The organism is Shewanella sp. OMA3-2, assembly GCF_021513195.1.
GTDB lineage: Bacteria > Pseudomonadota > Gammaproteobacteria > Enterobacterales > Shewanellaceae > Shewanella.
In genome coordinates, this window is the sequence record NZ_CP090974.1 from 1,824,594 (window position 1) to 1,846,349 (window position 21,756).

Here is a 21,756-nt window from a genome sequence, read left to right on the forward strand (position 1 = left end):
TCAATAAGATTATTAGGAGTCGAGCGTTCATATGTCTCAGGAATTTAATGTTGTCGTTTTAGGTGCATCGGGCGCAGTGGGTCAAACAATGATTGAGATCCTTGAAGAGCGAAATTTCCCGGTTGCTAAGTTATTTCCTTTAGCAAGTAGTCGCAGTGCTGGTGAAACCGTGAGTTTTCATGGTAAACAAGTTGAAATTCTTGATGTAGAAAAATTTGACTGGTCTCAAGCTCAAATAGGATTTTTCTCTGCAGGTGGTGATGTCTCTGAAAAGTGGGCGCCAATCGCAGGTGAAGCAGGTTGTGTTGTTATTGATAATACCTCACATTTCAGATATGACATTGATGTGCCATTAGTGATACCTGAAGTGAATCCTGAAGCGATTGCCGATTTTCGTAACCGTAACATTATTGCTAATCCTAACTGTTCAACTATTCAGATGTTGGTTGCATTAAAGCCGATTTATGATGCATTTGGTATAACGCGTATTAACGTGGCTACCTATCAATCGGTTTCTGGCACGGGTAAAAAAGCCATTGATGAGCTAGCGGGTCAATGTACTAAGCTACTGCAAGGTTTACCTTCAGAGCCTAGTGTCTATCCGAAGCAGATAGCATTTAATGTGTTACCACAAATTGATAAATTTATGGAAAATGGTTACACCAAAGAAGAAATGAAAATGGTGTGGGAAACACAGAAAATATTTGGTGATAGCGAAATCGTGGTTAATCCAACCGCAGTTCGGGTGCCCGTATTTTATGGTCATTCAGAAGCCATTCACCTTGAAACCCGCGAACCCGTTGATGCCGAAGCTGTTAAAGCTGTACTTCGTGGCGCACCTGGGGTGGTGGTATTTGAAAGTGATGATGAATACCCAACAGCGGTAACCGACGCGGCGGGTCAAGATCCTGTTTTTGTAGGACGTATCAGAAAAGATATTTCTCATTCTCATGGTATAAATTTATGGGTAACGGCCGATAACATTCGTAAGGGTGCGGCCTTAAACAGTGTTCAAATTGCTGAAATTTTAATTCGGGATTACTACTAAATATCCGATGAGTTAAATTTATCTCAGGTAATTGAGTGATTTAGACTAAAAAGCCCGCATTTTGTGGGCTTTTTTAGTTTTAGGCTTGCCTCTATAGTAGCAGGGCTGACAAACTTAGTTTATAGTCGTAAAAATGCCAAAATTTCATTAATCATCAATAATGTTTATAACAGTTAACGAAATTTTATAGCAAGTAATTAACGATAGAAATGACCTAAAGCCAATTGTCATCATGACAAATGTTTCGTGCTAAAAGGGAAGGATTGAATGACATCTCGTAATTCATATTGGGTAGGTTTACTTTTATGTGCCACCTCAGCAGTCTCAGGAATTCAACTTTTTGCTTCGGCTCAAGCTGATACGCTTAAAATAACTGGCCCTAATGGCGAGGTTAAGCAAGCAAATAAGCAATATGGCCCCACGACTTCAGCTGATACTTTTTGGAGCATAGCTCAGAAGGTACGTCCTAATGATCAAGTTACTATTTATCAAGTCATGGCTGCATTATTTGATGCCAACCCTCAAGCATTCAGCGGCAATAATTTTAACACCTTAGAAAGAGGCATGATCCTAACGGTGCCTTCGGCGGACGTGATTGCCTCTATTCCAAAGGAACAAGCTAAATTACGTGCAGAGCGTGACGATAGAGCGGTGAAACCTATTGTTAAACAAACGCCACGCCCCGTTGCTACGCCAGTAAAAGTTGAACAAGTATCAACCACAATACCTGAAAAACCATTGCAAATTATTGCTCAACAACCTGCCAAAATGAATGAAGCTGAGCCTATTAATGCAGCTAAAAAGAATGAGCTTATTACGCTAAATACTCAACTCGACAGCGCCAATAATAAAACATTGATGCTGACAGATGAGCTGGCAAGAGCGCAAGACCAGCTGATGGCGACACGCAGTGATAATCAAATTTTAAAGCAAAAGTTAGCCGAATTAACCCAGAGCATTGGCCGCCTAGAAGAAGATTTACAGCTTTCTGGTGAAAAGCAAGCACAGCTAATTGCAGAAAATGAAGCTCTGAGAATTGAGCTTGAAGAGGCTAATAAACCACCTATAGAGCAACCTACTGATTTCTGGCGAAACTTAACCAGTAACACTGGGTTATTAATTGCAGCAGCAAGCTTACCCATTTTATTGATCTTTGGCGTTATTGTTTTAATTATGCGTCGTCGTTCAAGTGCGTCAGTGCCGGCAGAAAACAAATTAACCACTAATACAGAACCAAACGACACAGACAGTGAAAATGATCTGGAAGGTCTGGCTATTCATCTAGATGATAACGATGAAGAGTCCATCGATGATTTATTAGATTTAGACAGTTTAGACATGCAGTCAGAAGCGGATTTAGTGATTGATGATGACAAAGTTGACATGGCATCTGAAATGTTTTTAACCCAATCTGAAGATGAAATTGCTGTTGAGCCTGAGGCCGAAGAGGAAGATGAAGGAACTTCACTTGATGCTTTGTGGGCTGAAGCTATGGATGAGCAAGACTCAGAACTTGAGCCACTTGAAACGGATGAAGATTTAGACAGTTTATTGGCAGGCTTAGACGATGATGAAACTGTAGCTGTAGCGCCAGAAGATGATTTAGACGCATTGCTTGCTAATCTTGACGGCGACGATGAAGCCGATGCACCTGTAGCCGCAGCGCCAGAAGATGATTTAGACGCATTGCTTGCTAATCTTGACGACAAAGCTGATGAAGCCGATGCACCTGTAGCCGCAGCGCCAGAAGATGATTTAGACGCATTGCTTGCTAATCTTGACGGCAAAGCCGATGAAGCTGATGCACCTATAGCTGTAGCGCCAGAAGATGATTTAGATGCACTGCTTGCTAATCTTGATGGTGAAACCGATGAAACCGATGAAGCCGATGCACCTGTAGCCGCAGCGCCAGAAGATGATTTAGACGCACTGCTTGCTAATCTTGACGACGAAGCTGATGAAGAAGGTGAAAGTAGCTCTGTTGCAGATAAGCAAGTTGATCAACAACATAACATTGATGAATTATTAGCTGGCTTTGATTCACCTGATGGAGATATTTCAAGTGAGAGTGCCGCTGAACTTGAACCAAAGGATGAAGCCAACAATGTCGCTGTCGACAAAAGTTTAGCCGACGAAGATGACATCGATTCACTATTAGCAGGTTTTGATCTTATTGATGAAACCGCAGAAACCGAAACAGAAGATTTAGCCGATGCAATTGCCGCGGAACTTGAGTCAGATGATGAAGTTGATGCAAATGAAGTTAATACCGATGATGATATCGATGCACTGCTAGCCAGTTTTGAGGCAGACGATGCCACAACGGAACATGATGAAGAACGTCCTACAAGCACATCAGAAACCGCCACATCAGAAACTGAAGAAACCGAAACAGAAGATTTAGCCGATGCAATTGCCGCTGAACTTGAGTCAGATGATGAAGTTGATGCAAATGAAGTTAATACCGATGATGATATCGATGCACTGCTAGCCAGTTTTGAGGCAGACGATGCCACAACGGAACATGATGAAGAACGTCCTACAAGCACATCAGAAACCGCCACATCAGAAACTGAAGAAACCGAAACAGAAGATTTAGCCGATGCAATTGCCGCCGAACTTGAGTCAGATGATGAAGTTGATGCAAATGAAGTTAATACCGATGATGATATCGATGCACTGCTAGCCAGTTTTGAGGCAGACGATGCCACAACGGAACATGATGAAGAACGTCCTACAAGCACATCAGAAACCGCAGAAAACGAAACAGAAGATTTGGCCGATGCAATTGCCGCGGAACTTGAGTCAGATGATGAAGTTGATGCAAATGAAGTTAATACCGATGATGATATCGATGCACTGCTAGCCAGTTTTGAGGCAGACGATGCCACAACGGAACATGATGAAGAACGTCCTGCAAGCACATCAGAAACCGCCACTGAAGATTTGGCCGATGCAATTGCCGCCGAACTTGAGTCAGATGATGAAGTTGATGCAAATGAAGTTAATACCGATGATGATATCGATGCACTGCTAGCCAGTTTTGAAACTGAAGATGCCACAACGGAAGAAGATGAGTACGTTGCCGACGAGCTTGCAGTAAACACATCTGAAGCTGCATCAGAAGTTGCTGAAACTGAAGATCTGACAGATGCTATTGCCGCGGAACTTGAATCAGCAAGCCTTGAGGATGAAGCAGAAGAAACTTTGTCTCTTGATGAAGATGAGTTCGACGAAGATAATTTATCAAGCTTAATTAATGAACTTGAGCAGGCGAAAGAAACCACAGAGCAGGATGAGTTGAGTTTTGATACATTAGAGTCAGAGCTTAACCAAGCAGCGTCTACAGATGTAAATAGTGACAACAATATCACCGAAAGTGATGATGTTGATGACTCTATTTTATCCGAAGCAGAAAATGAGCTCGATGCACTTTTAGCTGAAATGGGCACTGAAGATGGGACTCTAAGCGACCAGTCCACCAATGACGATCAAGAGTTAGATTTTTATGAATCTGCGTTTGACAATACATCAGCAGAAGTGAATAGCCCAGTAAAACAGGGCCCAGCTAAAGTAGAGAAAGACGCTAACTTTTTTAATGATTTAAAAGCGACTAAAAAAACACCTGTTGATTTATTGGACTGGGAAACTGATTTATTTAATCCTATTGCGAAATCCGCAGCACCAACTGACCCCCTTATTGATAAAAATCCGGATGTGGTAGGTGATGATGTAGATATCGATTTCAGCATTAATGACGACGATGAAGACGACGACTTTATCCTATCAGATGATGGATTAACCGTTGATGAAGCGATAGCCGCACTTGATGCCAAAGAGTCTAAATCGACATCGGCCGGTATTTCTGAGACCGAGCTAAGTAACTTTGAACGCGAGAATGGCTTTATTGATATCAATAAATTGCTCAATGACGCAGATGAAGACGATAGCCTTGGTGGTGATCGATATAAAGAAATTGATGTTGATATGGGCGAGTTTGAGTCACTTATTGGTAATGCTGACATGATCGATGTAGATGACGAAGAAAACTCGGTTAGCGCTAAATTAGACTTAGCGCGTGCTTACATTGAAATTGATGATGAAGATAATGCCAAAGCATTATTAAAAGAAGTTCAAATGAATGGTAATGATCGCCAACAAGCCGAAGCAAGCTCGTTGATGAAAAAGTTATCCTAACTCTAACATCTTGAGTTTACAATCTAGGGTTTAAAATCTAGGTTTAAAATCTAGGTTTAAAAATCTAGAGTGTAAAATCACTATTTAAAACGGCGCCTAGACATGCGCCGTTTTTTTTATGCTAGAATGCGCGCCATTTTGATGTAAAGTGAAAGGTCAAGTTATGCGCATAGCGTTAGGTGTCGAATATGATGGCAGTAATTTTTTTGGTTGGCAGCGACAAGCCGAAGTCGATTCTGTGCAGGAACAACTGGAAACCGCGCTTTCGTATATAGCCAATGCTCCGATTAGATTGCATTGCGCGGGTCGCACTGACTCAGGCGTACATGGCACGGGTCAAGTGGTGCATTTTGATACCGACGTGATACGTCAAATGTCAGCGTGGACATTAGGGGTCAATACTAAACTGCCTAATACTATTGCAGTGCGCTGGGCAAAAGAAGTCGATGACAGCTTTCATGCTCGCTATAGTGCAACAGCTAGACGTTATCGTTACATTATTTATAACCATTCTTTACGCGCCGGAGTGCTGTCTCAAGGTGTTAGCCATTACCGTGGTGAAATTAACGAAACCTTAATGCACCAAGCCGCACAAACATTGCTAGGCGAACATGATTTTACCAGCTTTAGGGCACTGCACTGTCAGTCTAAAACCCCTTATCGCACCGTGCATCATGTCAGCGTGACTCGTCAAGGTATGTATATTCTGGTTGATATTAAAGCTAATGCTTTTTTACATCATATGGTCAGAAATATCGTTGGATCTTTGATTGAAGTGGGCTTAGGTCATCAGCCTATCAATTGGTTAGCGCAGTTATTACTCGAGAAAAATCGAAAACTTGCAGCACCAACAGCCAAACCCAATGGTTTATACCTTGTTGACGTTTCTTACCCTGAGCAATATGATTTGCCTAAGTTGGCTTTAGGGCCATTGTTTATGCTCGACTGATAAGGACAAAGGCTGCTAACCGTGATGCATACAGATACCATTACTGCACCAAATAAGGATGCTAATTTAGCTGAGTGGCTACATTATCTACTCGCGATACATCCGAGCGAAATTGAGATGGGACTCGCCAGAGTATCTATTGTCGCCGAGCGTTTAGGGGTAGTTAATCTACAACCTGCACAGGTAATCACGGTTGCGGGAACTAATGGCAAAGGTACTACCTGCGCCATGTTAGAATCGATATTAATTCAAAGCGGTAAAACCGTTGGTGTATACAGTTCGCCGCATTTACTGCTTTATAATGAGCGGGTTAGAATTAATCAACAAGATTGCAGCGACGATCAATTTATTGCTGCATTTCAAGCCATCGAACACGCTAGAGCCGATATATCGCTGACATTTTTTGAGTATGCGACTTTGGCTGGTTTATATTTATTTAAACACGCTCAGTTAGACGTGATTATTTTAGAGGTTGGCTTAGGTGGCCGCTTAGATGCAACCAATATAATTGACTCTACCGCGACCATAATCACCTCCATTGATTTAGACCATCAAGAATACTTAGGTGATACCCGTGAGCTAGTCGGGCGTGAAAAAGCAGGCGTGTGTCGCAGCGGATGTTTCAGCATCATAGGTGAGCCCAATTTACCGCAGTCGGTAATTGACTATGCACAGCAAATTAACTGCCAGCTTATTAGAGTAGGGCACGAGTTTGATTATCAGCTTAATAATGCTAACTGGACTTTCTCTACTCACATAAAACAATCTCCCGCATTTAAATTACCTAGCTTGCCATTAGCTAATGCGGCATGTGTCGTTGCGCTTATAGATAAGCTTTGGCCTGAAATAGACTATTCAACGATTAATAAAGGCCTTGAGTTAGCTAGTTTACCAGGTCGATTAGAGTGCGTTAATCAAACCCCATTAGTTTTGGTTGATGTGGCACATAATCCACACGCTGCAAAATACCTTGCGACACAATTGCGCAAAAGAGTCACGGTATCAGGTAAGGTTGTCGCTATTTGTGGCATGCTAAAAGATAAAGATATAGCAGGCGTATTAGCCGAACTTGTTGATGTTGTCAGCCATTGGAACATGGTGACTCTGTCCACCGATCGCGGTGCCAGCTCAGCACAATTGATCGCCTTGATGGAACCGATTGCACAAGAACAGCTAAATCATCATACAGCTATTGAATTAAATGCTTTTAATGATATGAATGAGGCTTGGGCAGCGGTAAATGCTACTCTTGAGCCTAATGATGTGGTAATTGTATTTGGCTCTTTTTATACTGTCGCTGCTTTTAAATTGTTAATGTAATACTGGGATAAAATCTTGAAACTTCAATTTCAAAACCGTTTGGTTGGAACTATAGTGCTTGTTGCTCTTGGGGTGATTTTTTTACCCGATCTTTTAGATGGTAAAAAAGCCAAAGTAGTCGAAGAGTTTACTGAAATACCTTTACGCTCAGCGCCTCTGGTTCAGAGTAAGCCGTTAACACCAGATGATTTTGAAGTCCTTGATGTTGCCAGTGTTGATATCGATAACGACGATAATCAATCTCAATTGGATCCTGATATTGTTCCTTTAGGTACTAATGCTGCAAAACCAGTAACAAAAGAGCCTGCGGCTAAAAAAGAGATTGAGTCCGCTAACACTCAACCTAAAACTGTTCCAAGCAAACCTGTAATAAGCCAACCAATTGTTGTGCCTAAGCCAAGTGTTAAAGCCGCTTCAAGCCCGATTAAATCTGGCTACACTTTACAATTGGGCGGGTTTAATAATGCGGCTAATGTTAATGCATTAATCGCTAAACTCAGACTATCAGGTTATACCGCCTATACACTGCCTGCCAAACCGGTAGAAGGCACATTAACTCGAGTATTTGTTGGCCCTGAAGTGTCAAAAGATAAGCTTGAAGCACGCCAAACTGCAATAGCAAAACTGACCGGGTTAACAGGCAGAATTCTTACTTATGATCCAATGGATAAGTAATCTTATTCGAGATACTTACTAAGTCATCATTAATGGTTATTTATTGATTTTATAAGTGTTTTAATTTTAATCAGTAATTTATCTGTTGTAGAAATTGATTGTTCTGATTCATGTATGATTAATTTAGTCGATCGGGGGTGAGAAAAGTCTTCACCTCTGTTAGAATCGCGCCGTCTTAGTGTTTACCTGGATCCCCATCTCAATGGTTTGGATTGATTACGCAATTATTATTGTTATTAGCTTATCTACCATTATTAGTTTAGTGCGTGGATTTGCCAAAGAAGCCATGTCGTTAGTGGTATGGTTTGCGGCTTTTTTTATCGCCAGTCAATTTTATCTCGACCTTGCCGTTCATCTAACGCAGATGCAAGATGCAATGGTGCGTAATGGTGTCGCAATCGCCATTCTTTTTATCGCGACGCTTATTATTGGTGCACTTGTTAATTATCTTTTAGGTCAACTCGTTGCTAAAACTGGATTGTCAGGTACCGACAGAGTACTTGGTTTGTGTTTTGGTGCTATTCGCGGGGCGTTAATCGTCAGCGCGTTACTCTTTTTCATGGATGCGTTTACTGGTTTCCCTTCAACCGATTGGTGGAAGGCATCAGTGCTCGTGCCCGAATTTGGTGTGGTTATTCAGTGGTTTTTTGACTACTTGGAAAATACATCAAGCTTTGTACCCAAAATCTAAAACAATAAAACACCTTACAGTAAGGAACCTTACCCATGTGTGGTATCGTCGGAATAGTAGGCAAGTCTACAGTTAATCAAACGATTTATGATGCGCTGACAGTGCTTCAACATCGTGGACAAGACGCAGCAGGTATAGTAACCGTTGACGTAAATGCATTTCGTTTACGCAAAGCAAATGGTTTGGTTAAAGATGTATTTGAACCAAAGCATATGCAACGTTTACAAGGTAATGCTGGTATTGGGCACGTACGTTACCCAACCGCGGGTAGCTCAAGCGCGTCTGAAGCTCAACCGTTTTATGTTAACTCACCGTTTGGTATTTCATTGGCTCACAATGGTAATTTAACCAATACCACTGAATTAGCTGAAAGCTTGATAACCAAACGTCGTCATATCAATACCACTTCAGATTCTGAAATTTTATTGAATTTGTTAGCGGATGAGTTGCAAGAAACACGCAGCTTAACGTTATCAGCAGACGAAGTATTTGATGCTGTTAGTAAAGTACATGCTCAAACCCGTGGTGCTTATGCGGTGGCGGCCATGATCATCGGCCAAGGCTTAGTGGCATTTCGTGATCCTTTTGGTATTCGTCCATTAGTATTAGGTAAGCATGAAACCGCATCAGGCACTGAATACATGGTGGCATCTGAAAGTGTAGCTTTAGACGCTGTTGGTTTTGAAGTAATGCGTGATGTTGCTCCTGGTGAAGCGATTTACGTAACACTTGATGGTCAATTATTTACTCGTCAATGCGCTGTTAACCCAAGCTACTCTCCATGTATTTTCGAGTTTGTTTATTTTGCACGTCCTGATTCGACTATCGATAATATTTCGGTATACGCAAGTCGTGTGAATATGGGCACCAAGCTAGGTGAAAAAATCAAAAAAGAATGGGACGAGCACGACATTGACGTGGTTATTCCTATTCCTGAAACCTCGTGTGATGTGGCACTAGAAATTGCTCGCCATATGAACTTACCGTATCGCCAAGGTTTTGTTAAAAACCGTTATATTGGTCGTACGTTTATCATGCCAGGTCAACAAGAGCGTAAAAAATCTGTACGCCGTAAACTGAATGCCATTAATGCCGAGTTTAAAGGCAAGAATGTGTTATTGGTTGATGACTCTATTGTACGCGGTACGACTTCAGAACAAATTATCGAAATGGCGCGTGATGCAGGGGCTAAGAAAGTGTATTTTGCTTCAGCAGCACCTGAAATTCGTTTCCCGAACGTTTATGGTATTGATATGCCAACCACTAATGAGCTAATTGCCCATGGTCGTGATGCAGATGAAATTGCCAAGCTTATCGGTGCTGACGGTATTATCTTCCAGGATTTAACTGACTTGATTGAAGCGGTTAGAATGGAAAACCCTGAAATTAAGCGTTTTGAAACATCGGTATTTGATGGTCATTACATTACTAATGACGTTGACCAAGCATATTTAGATCACATCATGCAGTTACGTAATGATGATGCTAAAGCGAATCGCACCAAAGATATCGGCACTAACTTAGAAATGCACAATGAGTGTCATCCATAAGTTAACTTGCTAGCCGATGTAATGATAAAAGCCTGCGAAATGCAGGCTTTTTGTTTTTTATCGCCCAAAATATGGTTTTTTATCATACTCGAATAAGAATGAATTATTTTGTGACACGTTTTTGTCCATGCGACGTGAAGTCGTATGAAGCGCTGTTCACCGCGTTGTGTGAACTATCTGCATTACCAGATGCCCCTATAACTCTGAATAAAGTAGCGAGCCAGACAATGTAACTAAGTCCATTGGGCGGCAACAGAATCGTGAGAGGACGTGCCAAATTCCGCATTTGTAATATTGAGTTGTGGCTTCGTTTCTTTCAGTTGATAAGCAATCAATCCGCCTATCATATTCAACATAAACCCATGCACGCTTCGATGTCTTGTATGTTCTATTTGTGAAATGTTTTTTAGCTGGTCATTGATAGTTTCAATGATAAATCGACGTGAAAGCATCGCTCTGTCCCATAGGGATAAAGCTTTAGCTTTCATGTTTTTACGGACATTGTTGACGATAGTAACACCTTGCTCGAGTAAGTCGCTCGCCAGGGCTTTGCTGATGTAGCCTTTGTCGGCATAAAGCTTATCCATCGAGTTGACTACCATCCCCGAAACTGGCTGAGTGTCATGCACATTTGCGGGCGTTATTTTGGCGGCTACAATGCCGCCTTTGTGATTAACGATTAAGTGAAGTTTAAATCCGTAGAACCATCCCATCGTGCCTTTTCCTCGACTAGCGAGGCCAGATAAACTTTTATGCCTTGGAATGCGTAAGTTGTGACAGACCTTGATACTCGTTGAATCAATAAATTCAATCCCTGTTGGCTGACTTCTGATGGTGCAAAAATAGCTGCACAATGGCACAACTGTCATGGGCATTAATTCCAAAAAGCGACTGTAACTGAGTAGGTGTGGAAAATCAGATTTAAAAAATCGAGCAAGATAACCCGTATAGAAGTTCTTGAAGTCACGATGGCATTTAGTTCAATTTTTTATCCCGAGTTGTTCAGATTAATTATTGTGTGGGGACGTCAGGCTCTGCCCCCATTTGTTCTTTATTCACCCCCATTTATTCAAAATGGCTGGCTTGATTTTAATTCTTAACATAAGTTGCTTGGTCTTGGCAGGTATAATTTTTAGCATTACCACATATGCGACTTTGAACTGATTGTGATTCGGAAGTTGGCAGTGACAAAGAGTGTGCCAAGCTAAAAGACGAATGGACTTTAAATGAAGTCGTTCATCCCCCCAAAACAGCATATTCAAATTGGAACAAGTAATGAAAATAATGGAAATAGTTAAATTAATCCCTTTAGTATTACTCGTTTTTCTCGCCAGGTGCGAATTAATAGGACCTTCAGTAAGAATATCTGGACCTAAAGTTATCGTTGATGAAAACTCAAATAACAATGGAACCCATTGTCCTCCTGGCCAAGCAAAAAAAGGCAAGTGCTAAAATATATCAAGTTGTAGTATAGCCGCCGCAAGGCGCACTAACTAATTTAGTAAGGTCAGGATAAACTTTCATAAATAAATCCTCCAACCCATTTGGGTCCAGTAACGAGTTAACCCTTGTGTTTATCTAGTGTTGCAACAGCCATCAATGAAGCTAAATCGAAGAGACAAAAATTCGGGTGCAGATGAGCCAGCGAGTATTCAAAACATGGATGTTTTGGTTAAGCCCACATGGACGTGCTTGCGGCGTCTCGCTGGATCATCTGCACTTGAAGTCAATCTGACGTCTATGAGGGTTTAATTACTGTTATAAAATGAAACCTGCCAACCCGCTTTTGTCCAGTAACGAGTTAACTCTTGTGTTGCCACTGCTACCAATGAAGCTAAATCGAAGAAACAAAAATTCAGGTGCAGATGAGCCAGCGAGTATCCAAAACAGGGATGTTTTGGTTAAGCCCACATGGATGTGCTTGCGGCGTCTCGCGGGATCATTTGTGCATGGAGTCACCTGCCAACCCGCTTTTTTCCAAATAAGCGTTAACTTTTAAACCTTTAAACATCCAATTTATATCGCTTTGCCTTTGAGTAACTTTCGCATCCACATGCGATTAGGGCTTAACAGGGTTTGTGTTTCAAGGTTAATTGGCATGATTTCACCACACAGATTTGCTGCTAGACATTCGGCTACAAGTGGCGCTGAACTTAATCCCCGTGAACCAAATCCGCCCAGGACAAATAAGCCATCATGAATTGGGGCAGGGGTTGTTTGCCAGTGTTGTTGCCATAAACTGGGTTTATCTTTACTGGCTTGCTGAATTTGATAGCCTTGATTGAGTTTTTCCATATCAATTGCATATCCCATTACCGGAAAATGGTCGCGACTGACCATTCTTACACCGACACGGGCATCATTGCCGCTAACATTAATGTCATTGGGCCAGCTTACATTAGCAAAGCTTTGACTCATTTTTTTACCATTTTCAACTTGTTCGATGGGGCAAAAGTCTAAATGCTGAGGACTTTTAACATAACTGGCGCCGACACAGTGTTGTTGCTGAAAAACCAGGGTTAAGTATCCATTAGCACAAATTACCGTTTTTAGACTGGCTAATTCCCCCTTTGAAGGCACATGGCTAACCTGGCCTCTGAAGCCGCTAAGGGGGATTTCACGGGTTTGTTGAAAATGGGTTAAGTCTGCGCCGTTGGCAATGACTAACTGGGGGTGAAAGGCGATAGGTGAGCCTTGTTGACTATTCTTTTTTTGACTATTTTTTTGTTGATTAGGCTTTTGCTGGCTAGATTTTTGTTCAGTAGCGCATAAGGCCCAACCTTGTTCTGTCTGCTCAATTGATTCAATTTTGCAGTTCATTTTTATGGTAATACTGCCAATGGCCACAGCATGATCTAATGACGCTTGGGCAAGTTCATAGGGGCAAATCCAGCCACCTAAGGGATAAAACAAACCCGTTTGCTTTATTTCTACCCTGGCAATATCGCTCGCCTGATCTGCGGATACCTTACGGGCTATATCATCAGGCCACTCTTGCCCGTTGATTATTTTATTGAGTCTCGCTTTGCTGCGATCATCAAATCCTGTGTGCAGCACGCCACAAAAGTCATGGCTGACTTCATACCCTTGACTGGTAAGCCGTTGCACCCTTTGTCGGCTATACAAAAAAGCTTGTTGATAAAACTGACTTAGTGCGTCATTTTCTGGGGTAAGTAAAGGGTAAATCGCGCCTTGTCGATTACCTGATGCACCTTGACCAATTGCGTCGTCCTGACAATAAAGCACGACACTTTTACCTCTTTCAGCTAACGATAAAGCAAGCGATGTGCTGGCGATACCACCACCAATAATGCCAATGGGTTGCTCAATTAATGCGGGTGTAAGTGGGCCTTGGTAGGCAAACGAGTTTTGTTGTTGGTGCCTTAAGGCATGACGCTCTTGGCAAGCAATAATATCAATAGTGCTAGTCGATGTTGTTTGTCCAGTTGCTTGTCTAGTCAGGTGTTTGGTTATCGAGTCTGTGGGTTGTTCGGTGAGTAACTGAAATCCTGCTTGGGCAACAGTTGTTTGTAGTGAGCTGAAGAGTGGATCCTTGTTGGCTATTGGTCTATCGTAAATACTAATGGCGCTATTATCATGGCTAAGTCTGCCGAGTTGCCAAACATTGGTTGCCTGATAAAAGTGATCCCTTAATAATGGGGTCATCGTATCGGAACACGCATACCAATGATGAACTTTATGGTGAATATTGGCTAGGCTTGATAATTGCAGTTCACTGCGACTAAAGTGGCAGTCTAACGTAATATCATCTTGAATATTAATGCGTTGACACCCTTTAATCGGTGCAACGGCAATATCTGCAATAAAATCGTGTAATATTTGTTTGAAATGTAATATAAAAGCATTAAATTCAGCTTGTTGTTCTTTACTATGATAAGTAAATAAACTCACATGTAAGCGACAATGCTGCCAGGCTGGGCAAGTTTGTTTTAGTTGGGTAAACGCATCGATTAAATCATTAATATGTGTCGGTTCCGCTAGGCCTAAATGCCCAACATGGATCAGCTTTGTTGCTGTATCAGGTTGTTTTATAACACGCTGGAGATAATGCTGATAATGATTTACCATGAATAAATTGGTGCTTTTACTCAAAATAGTTTACTCAAACAGGAATAATTAACATTATTTTACCTGTGTTTATGGAAAGCTGACCACTTAAATGCCGTAAAACAGATATTATTGCCGCAATTAAGTGCCGACATCTACTAAATGGATATCAAATAATGAAAAGAGTCGTGATCACCGGACTAGGTATAGTTTCAAGTATCGGTAACAATAAGCAAGAAGTGTTAGATTCACTTAAAGCGGGTCGTAGTGGCATTACCCATTCAGCGCAGTTTGAAGAAATGAAGCTACGCAGCCACGTTTGGGGCGATATTAAAATGAACCCAGCGGATCACATTGATCGTAAAGCGTTACGTTTTATGGGCGATGCAGCTGCTTATGCTTATATCGCGATGCAAGAAGCGATTACCGATGCTAATCTGACCGAAGAGCAGTATTCACATGACCGTGTAGGGTTAGTTGTGGGTACCGGTGGTGCGTCTTCTTCAAACCAAGTTCAAGCCGCTGACACTTTACGTGAAAAAGGCGTCAAACGTGTAGGACCTTATATAGTGCCACGCATTATGTCTAGTACCGCTAGCGCGTGCTTGGCAACACCGTTTAAAATAAGAGGCGTTAACTATTCAATTAGCTCTGCCTGTGCAACATCTTCACACTGTATTGGCCATGCTGTTGAGCTTATCCAAATGGGTAAGCAAGATATGGTATTTGCTGGTGGTTCTGAAGAAGTAGATTGGACATTGACCATGGGCTTTGATGCTATGGGCGCGTTATCGACTAAATATAATGATAATCCAACCAAAGCATCGCGCACCTATGATGCTGACCGTGATGGTTTTGTTATTTCTGGCGGCGGCGGCATAGTTGTTGTTGAAGAGCTAGAGCATGCTTTGGCACGTGGTGCTAAAATTTATGCTGAAGTTATTGGTTATGGCGCATCCTCTGACGGTTACGACATGGTTGCACCATCAGGCGAGGGCGCTGTTCGTTGTATGAATCTAGCGTTAGCTGATGTTGATACCCCAATTGATTATGTTAATTCCCACGGTACTTCTACTCCAGTAGGTGACGTGCGCGAATTAGAAGCACTTCGTGCGGTATTTAAAGATAAAATGCCACCAGTTGCTTCAACTAAATCACTTACTGGCCATGCTTTAGGTGCAGCAGGTGTACATGAAGCTATTTACAGTATGTTGATGATGGAAAATAACTTTATTGCACCAAGTATTAATATTGATAACCTTGACGAGCAAGCAAAAGACATTCCTATTGTACGCGAATTACGTGAAGCTAACTTAACCACAATCATGAGCAATAGCTTTGGTTTTGGTGGCACAAATGCCACATTGGTTATGCGTAAATATAAGTAAGTTTTTAAATTACCCAATAAAAAACCAGTCGCTAGACTGGTTTTTTTTATTGTTATAATTCAGGTCATAACTAATTTTATTGTTATAATTCAGGTCATAACTAACGCTATATAAATTCTTAATCTATTGCATCATAGGACCAAAACCTAGGCTCCATAAAATAACACTCGAACCCATTAAGGCAACCAGTAATACTAAACCTGCTGTTACTACCGAGCTTGCGTAGATAAAGCCTTTTTCTTCAGGAATGTTCATTATAATGGGAACGCCAGCATAAAGCAGGTATACAGAGTAGGCTAAACCGAATAATCCTACGATCATAATAAACCATAGAACCGGATATAAAGCAGCTAAACCGACCATAAATAAAGGGGTTGCGGTATAGGCGGCAAGTTCAACAGCTTGAGTATAAGTTGGATCAGCATCAAATGTTTTACCCATCCAGTAGGCTAGGTACGCTAAAGCCAGTACGCCTGCAATAAGACCAAAATACATACCTACAGACATTATCATTGCACTTTCACTGGTTAGAAATAAAGCTTCACCAGCGCCAGGATTCCAACCAATGTGTGCAGTTGCAAAATAAGCACATATTGCAGGGATGAGGGCGATAAGCAGTACATGACTTAGGCTGCTTTTTAATGCCTCATGGTTTTTTTCGATTGTTTCCCACTCTTTTTTTGGATGAGTGTAAAGTCCCATTAAGTGATTTAGCATCATTATTATTATCCTTGTTTAGCACATTACAACAAGCTCGCCAAACTACAGACGAACTGACTACAGCTCTTTACAATCGCCTTAATCAGTCCTGCATATACTTAGCACTACAAAACTGAGTAGTAACATTGCTAAGTAATAACCTCATTCCTAATTTGAAGTTTATCCATTTAAGGTGATTGAATGCGCTTGTTAATATTAAGTTAAAACTAACCGCGCTTAAGACTATTTATTGAACATAAATAGCATTTCGTCAAGCGGTATTATGTTTTTGTGTTCATAAAAAAAATATCTGAAGGTAAGATAGTCAGATATTTTGATAGGATACTGGGCTCTATGCAGCAACTACTTGCACCAATTAATGATTTTTTAGGTTGTGAAACCCCGAACAGTTGGATTGAACATGCTAAAAAACCGCAGCAATTAACAGATTTATTAATCGACCACTGCAATTGTGAGTTAAAAGCCGCGCAAACTGCAATGATGATGGTACGTAAATATGCAATTGATAAAAGCAGCGCAAATATATTAAAAGTCTGGGCTAAGCCCTACGAAGACTTTGTGTATAACCAAGCCCGTGATGCCAATGCTTTTCTTAACCGTGATGTGAAAAAGAATGATATTACCAGTGAATTAGTTGCTAACCATAGTTTGAGTATTAGCGCTGATTTATTATCAAAAATGATTAAGTTGATTAAAGAAGAGTTTCATCACTTTGAGCAAGTGCTGCAAATTATGACCGCTAGAGGTATTGATTACCGCAATATGCGCGCAGGTACCTATGCTAAACAGCTCATTAGCCATGTACGCACCCATGAACCGGTGACTATTGTAGATAAATTGATAGTGGGCGCATTTATTGAAGCTCGCTCATGTGAGCGGTTTGCTAAAATTGCTCCTCATTTAGATGATGAACTTAGTAAGTTTTATATTTCATTGTTACGTTCAGAGGCGCGGCACTATCAAGATTATCTATCTCTTGCTCAAGATGTGGCGGATGAGGATATAAGCGATCGTATCGCTTATTTTAGAGTGCAAGAAGCGGCATTAATTATGGCCGAAGATACAGAGTTTCGATTTCACAGTGGCGTGCCAAAATAGCTGAGTGCTAGACATTGCGAAATTTAGTGATGCACCAATCATCGCCCTGTTAAGCGAGTAAATGATGTTGCACAGCTTTTACTATCAGGTCGTGCATCATTGCGCTTAGTATCTATTTGGGTTTTGGATGTTGGCTCTACAGGTTTTTGATTAAGTAAAGTGGGCCATGTATGATTATTTACGGGTTATCAATAAACGGTAATTGCACCAATTCACAACCTGATTGATCAACCATTAATACACTGCCCTGGGTATACCAATCACCAACCACTACGCGTTTTTTGCCTTGCGCTAGTAAGTGAATATTAGGGCGGTGAGTGTGACCATGTATCATAAGATTACAGTCGGTTTCAGTCAGTAAACGTTGCACAGCGCTCGACTCAACATCCATGATTTCATAGTGTTTTTGTTGATTGCCCGATTGGCTTTTTTGCCTGATTTTAGCGGCAATATTTAGACGGGTCTGTTTGGGTAAGTGTGAATAAATCCAACGGACTATGGCTAGGCTGCGAAAGCGTCTAAAACGCTGGTAGCCTATATCTAAAGTGCATAAGCTATCGCCATGTAGAATAACCGTTGAGTGACCATAAAGATTAGTTTTATATACATCGGGTAATAACGTCATGCCTGCCTTGCGACAGAATGCCTTGCCGACCATAAAATCTCGATTACCTTGGGTAAAAAAAACTGGTATATGCTGAGATACTCGATGAATCGCATTGGCAATATCGACAGTATATGCTTCGGCAATATCATCCCCCATCCACACTTCGAACAAGTCACCAATAATATAGAGTGCTTCTACATTATCTAAGCCTTGTTTGAGAAACTGCAAGAATGCCTGGGTGATGTCAGGGCGATCTGCACTTAAATGCAAATCACCCACAAAAGCTGTACGCATTACTTAACAGATACGCTTTGGATAACAATCGCTTCTAATGGTACATCTTGATGCATACCACGGTTACCTGTTGCTACCACTTTCATTTTTTCAATGATGTCTAAACCTTCAACAACTTCACCAAACACACAGTAACCCCAGCCTTGAGAAGTCTCTGACTTAAAATCAAGGAATGTATTGTCATTCACATTGATAAAGAATTGCGCAGTTGCTGAGTGAGGATCAGAAGTACGCGCCATGGCTACCGTACCTTTGCGGTTTGATAAACCATTGTTTGCTTCGTTTTTAATTGAAGCATTAACACGTTTTTGATCCATTTCTTCTGTAAAGCCACCGCCCTGGATCATAAACCCATCAATTACACGGTGAAAAACAGTGCCTTCGTAAAAGCCTTCTTCCACATATTTCATGAAGTTAGCCGCTGTGATAGGGGCTTTTTCAGCATCAAGTTGTAAACTAATGTCGCCAAGGTTTGTGTGTAAAGTAATCATGAAGTCTCACTTAGATAAAATAATTTGCGCCGATTCTAACTTATCTTGATTGCTGCTTAAAGCATTGTGTTCAAAAGCGTGTCCATCATGCTAGAATCGTTAGGAATTATTTTTCGATTAATATGCTTAAAAGAGAACTTCGATGTTAAAGATTTACAACAGTATGAGCCGTGATAAACAAGAATTTAAGCCAATAACCCCAGGTAAAATTGGGATGTATGTTTGTGGCATCACTATCTATGACTTATGCCATATCGGTCATGGCCGTACCTTTGTATCTTTTGACATGATAGTGCGTTATTTACGTTACATCGGCTATGAGGTTAACTTTCAACGTAATATTACCGACGTTGACGATAAAATTATTCAGCGTGCCAATGAAAATAACGAATCTTGCGATACGTTAACCGAGCGTTTGACCGCTGAAATGCATAAAGATTTTGATGCGCTGAATATGGTACGTCCAGATTTTGAGCCTAAAGCAACATTGCACATGCCTGAAATTATTGAAATGGTGCAGCGTTTATTAGACCGTGGCCATGCTTATGTCGCCCCTAATGGCGATGTATTATTTAGTGTTGCCTCATATAAAGATTATGGCCGTTTGTCTGGGCAAAACCTAGACCAACTACAAGCTGGTGCTCGCGTAGAAGTGGATCAAGGCAAACAAAACCCAATGGATTTTGTGCTATGGAAAATGTCGAAACCGGGTGAACCAACGTGGGATTCACCTTGGGGATCAGGCCGTCCTGGTTGGCATATTGAATGTTCTGCCATGAACAGCAAACATTTAGGGACGCATTTTGATATTCATGGCGGTGGCTCTGACTTACAATTCCCGCACCATGAAAATGAAATAGCCCAGTCCTGCTGTGCCCATGACACGCCTTATGTGAACTACTGGATGCATTCAGGCATGGTAATGATTGACCGTGAGAAAATGTCTAAGTCATTAGGCAACTTTTTTACTATCCGCGATGTACTTGAGCATTATGATCCAGAAACCGTGCGTTATTTCTTATTGTCTGGCCATTATCGTAGTCAGTTAAATTATTCTGAAGATAATTTAAAACAAGCCCGTGCCGCATTAGAGCGCTTATACACAGCGCTTAAAGATCTAGATTTAACCGTTGAGGCTGCGCCCGCAACTGAATATATCGCTAAATTTAAATCCGCTATGGATGATGATTTTAATACGCCAGAAGCTTATTCAGTACTCTTTGATATGGTACGTGAAATCAATCGTCTTAAGTTGACAGATATGGCAGCAGCTTCTGCATTAGGCGTTAGCCTACAACAGCTAACATCAGTACTTGGCATTGTTAGCCAAACACCCGATGCGTTTTTCAAAGGTGAGGGGACTGATGATGAAGTGGCTGAAATTGAAGCTTTGATTGTTGAACGTAATCGTGCTCGTACTGAAAAAGATTGGCCTGCTGCGGATGTCGCTCGCGATCGCTTAAACGAGCTTGGCGTCGTGTTAGAAGATGGCCCAAGTGGCACAACATGGCGTAAAAAGTAAACCTATAGGTTTATTACAGTTCATTTTACTAAGCCTACATTGTTGTAGGCTTTTTTATATCTGAGTTTCGATGAAACTCATTTAAAACAATAATAATTAGCCGAGTAAAGTGAGTTTAAATCATGGTTACAAAAATGCCTGCAACTTAGCAGGCATTTCTGTGGATAAGCGCTTTGTAAATCACTTAGCTATGGTATTGCTCACAAGCATAGAGGGTGTTTTCAAGTAAACTGGCAATGGTCATAGGGCCAACACCGCCAGGAACAGGGGTAATAAAGGCTGCATTTTGTGCAGCAACCTCATATTGTACATCACCGACTAAACTGCCATTGTCTAAACGGTTAATGCCAACATCAATTACAATAGCGCCTGGTTTAATCCATTCTCCTGGAATAAATCCTGGCTTACCCACAGCAACAACCACAAGATCGGCTTGACGCACTTTTTGTTCGAGATTTTTAGTAAATCTATGGCATGTCGTCGTAGTGCAACCCGCTAGTAATAACTCTAATGTCATCGGTCTACCGACAATGTTAGATGCACCAACAACGGTGGCGTCTAAACCATAGGTATCAATACCGGTTGATTTTATCAGCGTCATAATGCCCATTGGAGTACAAGAGCGTAATACCGGATTACGTTGTGCTAAACGGCCTACATTGTAAGGGTGAAAACCATCAACATCTTTATCTGGGCGAATGTGCTCAATGACTTTAGAGTCGTCAATATGCGCTGGTAAAGGTAATTGTACTAAAATACCATCAATAGCAGGATCTGTATTACATTTGTCGATTAATGCCAGTAAGTCTGCTTCTGAGGTTGATACATCAAGATCAAAGGATTGTGACTCAAAACCTACTTCTTCGCAGGCTTTACGCTTGCTGCCGACATAAACTTGTGATGCTGCATCACTGCCGACTAGAATTACTGCCAGCCCTGGTACACGAAGTCCAGCATCTTTACGAGCGGTGACCTTTTGTTTAAGAGTGGTGCGTATAGATTGTGCAATGGCTTTACCGTCAATAAGTTGAGCAGTCATGGCTGTAGAGTTTCCTTTGAGAGACACAGGTATAGATTGGTATTGATCGGACGCTATTCTAACAGGCGTATGAAAGAGTGTCATTTGCTAGACTAGGAA

The 21,756-nt window shown here is 41.3% G+C and carries 15 protein-coding genes and 1 pseudogene; 10 read left to right on the forward strand and 6 right to left on the reverse strand.

The genetic code is table 11. The features are described from left to right. Positions 1–31: 31 nt before the first annotated feature. The 7 genes from L0B17_RS08090 to purF all read left to right on the forward strand — a co-directional run bounded on the left by L0B17_RS08090 (position 32) and on the right by purF (position 10,430). Complete coding sequence (locus L0B17_RS08090) at positions 32–1,048, forward strand: aspartate-semialdehyde dehydrogenase (RefSeq protein ID WP_235089168.1); 1,017 nt, start codon at positions 32–34, stop codon at positions 1,046–1,048. A 267-nt stretch (positions 1,049–1,315) separates the two neighbouring features. Then, a complete protein-coding gene (locus L0B17_RS08095) occupies positions 1,316–5,245 on the forward strand; it encodes a FimV/HubP family polar landmark protein (RefSeq protein WP_235089169.1) in 3,930 nt (1,309 codons plus the stop codon). 163 nt (positions 5,246–5,408) lie between these two features. Next, positions 5,409–6,194 carry a tRNA pseudouridine(38-40) synthase TruA gene (gene truA / locus L0B17_RS08100; RefSeq protein WP_226414479.1) on the forward strand — a complete coding sequence of 262 codons (786 nt, stop codon included), beginning with the start codon at positions 5,409–5,411 and terminating at the stop codon, positions 6,192–6,194. A 24-nt stretch (positions 6,195–6,218) separates the two neighbouring features. Beyond that, positions 6,219–7,514, forward strand: a complete 1,296-nt coding sequence (gene folC / locus L0B17_RS08105) for a bifunctional tetrahydrofolate synthase/dihydrofolate synthase (RefSeq protein ID WP_235089692.1) — start codon at positions 6,219–6,221, stop codon at positions 7,512–7,514. Positions 7,515–7,529: 15 nt separating this feature from the next. Beyond that, positions 7,530–8,189 carry a cell division protein DedD gene (gene dedD / locus L0B17_RS08110; RefSeq protein ID WP_235089172.1) on the forward strand — a complete coding sequence of 220 codons (660 nt, stop codon included), beginning with the start codon at positions 7,530–7,532 and terminating at the stop codon, positions 8,187–8,189. 202 nt (positions 8,190–8,391) lie between these two features. After that, complete coding sequence (locus L0B17_RS08115) at positions 8,392–8,880, forward strand: CvpA family protein (protein WP_226414484.1); 489 nt, start codon at positions 8,392–8,394, stop codon at positions 8,878–8,880. 35 nt (positions 8,881–8,915) lie between these two features. Beyond that, complete coding sequence (gene purF, locus L0B17_RS08120; protein WP_235089173.1) at positions 8,916–10,430, forward strand: amidophosphoribosyltransferase; 1,515 nt, start codon at positions 8,916–8,918, stop codon at positions 10,428–10,430. Between the two features lie 233 nt (positions 10,431–10,663). Here purF and L0B17_RS08125 read toward each other — a convergent pair. Together L0B17_RS08125 and mnmC are read right to left on the reverse strand one after the other, a co-directional pair. Next, positions 10,664–11,410 (reverse strand): annotated as a pseudogene (locus L0B17_RS08125) (IS982 family transposase); the annotation flags it as partial. A 1,036-nt stretch (positions 11,411–12,446) separates the two neighbouring features. After that, positions 12,447–14,543 (reverse strand): FAD-dependent 5-carboxymethylaminomethyl-2-thiouridine(34) oxidoreductase MnmC, encoded by a 2,097-nt coding sequence (mnmC, locus tag L0B17_RS08130; protein ID WP_235089175.1) that lies wholly within the window; start codon positions 14,541–14,543, stop codon positions 12,447–12,449. A gap of 131 nt (positions 14,544–14,674) precedes the next feature. Between mnmC and fabB the strand changes: the two genes are divergently transcribed. Next, positions 14,675–15,886 (forward strand): beta-ketoacyl-ACP synthase I, encoded by a 1,212-nt coding sequence (fabB, locus tag L0B17_RS08135; RefSeq protein WP_235089176.1) that lies wholly within the window; start codon positions 14,675–14,677, stop codon positions 15,884–15,886. 123 nt (positions 15,887–16,009) lie between these two features. On the opposite strand, the gene L0B17_RS08140 is transcribed toward fabB, so the two are convergent. Further along, complete coding sequence (locus tag L0B17_RS08140) at positions 16,010–16,606, reverse strand: Yip1 family protein (protein WP_235089177.1); 597 nt, start codon at positions 16,604–16,606, stop codon at positions 16,010–16,012. A gap of 333 nt (positions 16,607–16,939) precedes the next feature. Here L0B17_RS08140 and miaE point away from each other — a divergent pair, with 333 nt between their 5' ends. Further along, positions 16,940–17,704, forward strand: coding sequence for a tRNA isopentenyl-2-thiomethyl-A-37 hydroxylase MiaE (miaE, locus tag L0B17_RS08145; RefSeq protein WP_235089178.1), 765 nt, complete (start codon positions 16,940–16,942; stop codon positions 17,702–17,704). 178 nt (positions 17,705–17,882) lie between these two features. Here the strand turns inward: miaE and L0B17_RS08150 are convergent, their stop codons facing one another. Together L0B17_RS08150 and L0B17_RS08155 are read right to left on the reverse strand one after the other, a co-directional pair. Next, positions 17,883–18,605, reverse strand: a complete 723-nt coding sequence (locus L0B17_RS08150; RefSeq protein ID WP_235089179.1) for a UDP-2,3-diacylglucosamine diphosphatase — start codon at positions 18,603–18,605, stop codon at positions 17,883–17,885. Further along, a complete protein-coding gene (locus L0B17_RS08155; RefSeq protein ID WP_235089180.1) occupies positions 18,605–19,096 on the reverse strand; it encodes a peptidylprolyl isomerase in 492 nt (163 codons plus the stop codon). The genes L0B17_RS08150 and L0B17_RS08155 overlap by 1 nt, the downstream gene beginning before the upstream one ends. Before the next feature lie 142 nt (positions 19,097–19,238). Between L0B17_RS08155 and cysS the strand changes: the two genes are divergently transcribed. Further along, the gene (cysS, locus tag L0B17_RS08160) at positions 19,239–20,618 is read left to right on the forward strand and encodes a cysteine--tRNA ligase (protein ID WP_235089181.1); all 1,380 of its coding nucleotides are present in this window, start codon (positions 19,239–19,241) and stop codon (positions 20,616–20,618) included. Positions 20,619–20,802: 184 nt separating this feature from the next. On the opposite strand, the gene folD is transcribed toward cysS, so the two are convergent. After that, the gene (gene folD, locus L0B17_RS08165) at positions 20,803–21,657 is read right to left on the reverse strand and encodes a bifunctional methylenetetrahydrofolate dehydrogenase/methenyltetrahydrofolate cyclohydrolase FolD (RefSeq protein ID WP_235089182.1); all 855 of its coding nucleotides are present in this window, start codon (positions 21,655–21,657) and stop codon (positions 20,803–20,805) included. Between the last annotated feature and the right edge of the window lie 99 nt (positions 21,658–21,756).

Bases quoted from the DNA above. Each gene is read 5' to 3' on its own strand.
- cysS (WP_235089181.1), top strand. From the start codon at position 19,239: ATGTTAAAGATTTACAACAGTATGAGCCGTGATAAACAAGAATTTAAG.
- L0B17_RS08115 (WP_226414484.1), top strand. From the start codon at position 8,392: ATGGTTTGGATTGATTACGCAATTATTATTGTTATTAGCTTATCTACC.
- purF (WP_235089173.1), top strand. From the start codon at position 8,916: ATGTGTGGTATCGTCGGAATAGTAGGCAAGTCTACAGTTAATCAAACG.
- truA (WP_226414479.1), top strand. From the start codon at position 5,409: ATGCGCATAGCGTTAGGTGTCGAATATGATGGCAGTAATTTTTTTGGT.
- folD (WP_235089182.1), bottom strand. From the start codon at position 21,657: ATGACTGCTCAACTTATTGACGGTAAAGCCATTGCACAATCTATACGC.
- L0B17_RS08140 (WP_235089177.1), bottom strand. From the start codon at position 16,606: ATGATGCTAAATCACTTAATGGGACTTTACACTCATCCAAAAAAAGAG.
- folC (WP_235089692.1), top strand. From the start codon at position 6,219: ATGCATACAGATACCATTACTGCACCAAATAAGGATGCTAATTTAGCT.
- L0B17_RS08150 (WP_235089179.1), bottom strand. From the start codon at position 18,605: ATGCGTACAGCTTTTGTGGGTGATTTGCATTTAAGTGCAGATCGCCCT.
- L0B17_RS08155 (WP_235089180.1), bottom strand. From the start codon at position 19,096: ATGATTACTTTACACACAAACCTTGGCGACATTAGTTTACAACTTGAT.
- miaE (WP_235089178.1), top strand. From the start codon at position 16,940: ATGCAGCAACTACTTGCACCAATTAATGATTTTTTAGGTTGTGAAACC.
- L0B17_RS08095 (WP_235089169.1), top strand. From the start codon at position 1,316: ATGACATCTCGTAATTCATATTGGGTAGGTTTACTTTTATGTGCCACC.
- fabB (WP_235089176.1), top strand. From the start codon at position 14,675: ATGAAAAGAGTCGTGATCACCGGACTAGGTATAGTTTCAAGTATCGGT.
- L0B17_RS08090 (WP_235089168.1), top strand. From the start codon at position 32: ATGTCTCAGGAATTTAATGTTGTCGTTTTAGGTGCATCGGGCGCAGTG.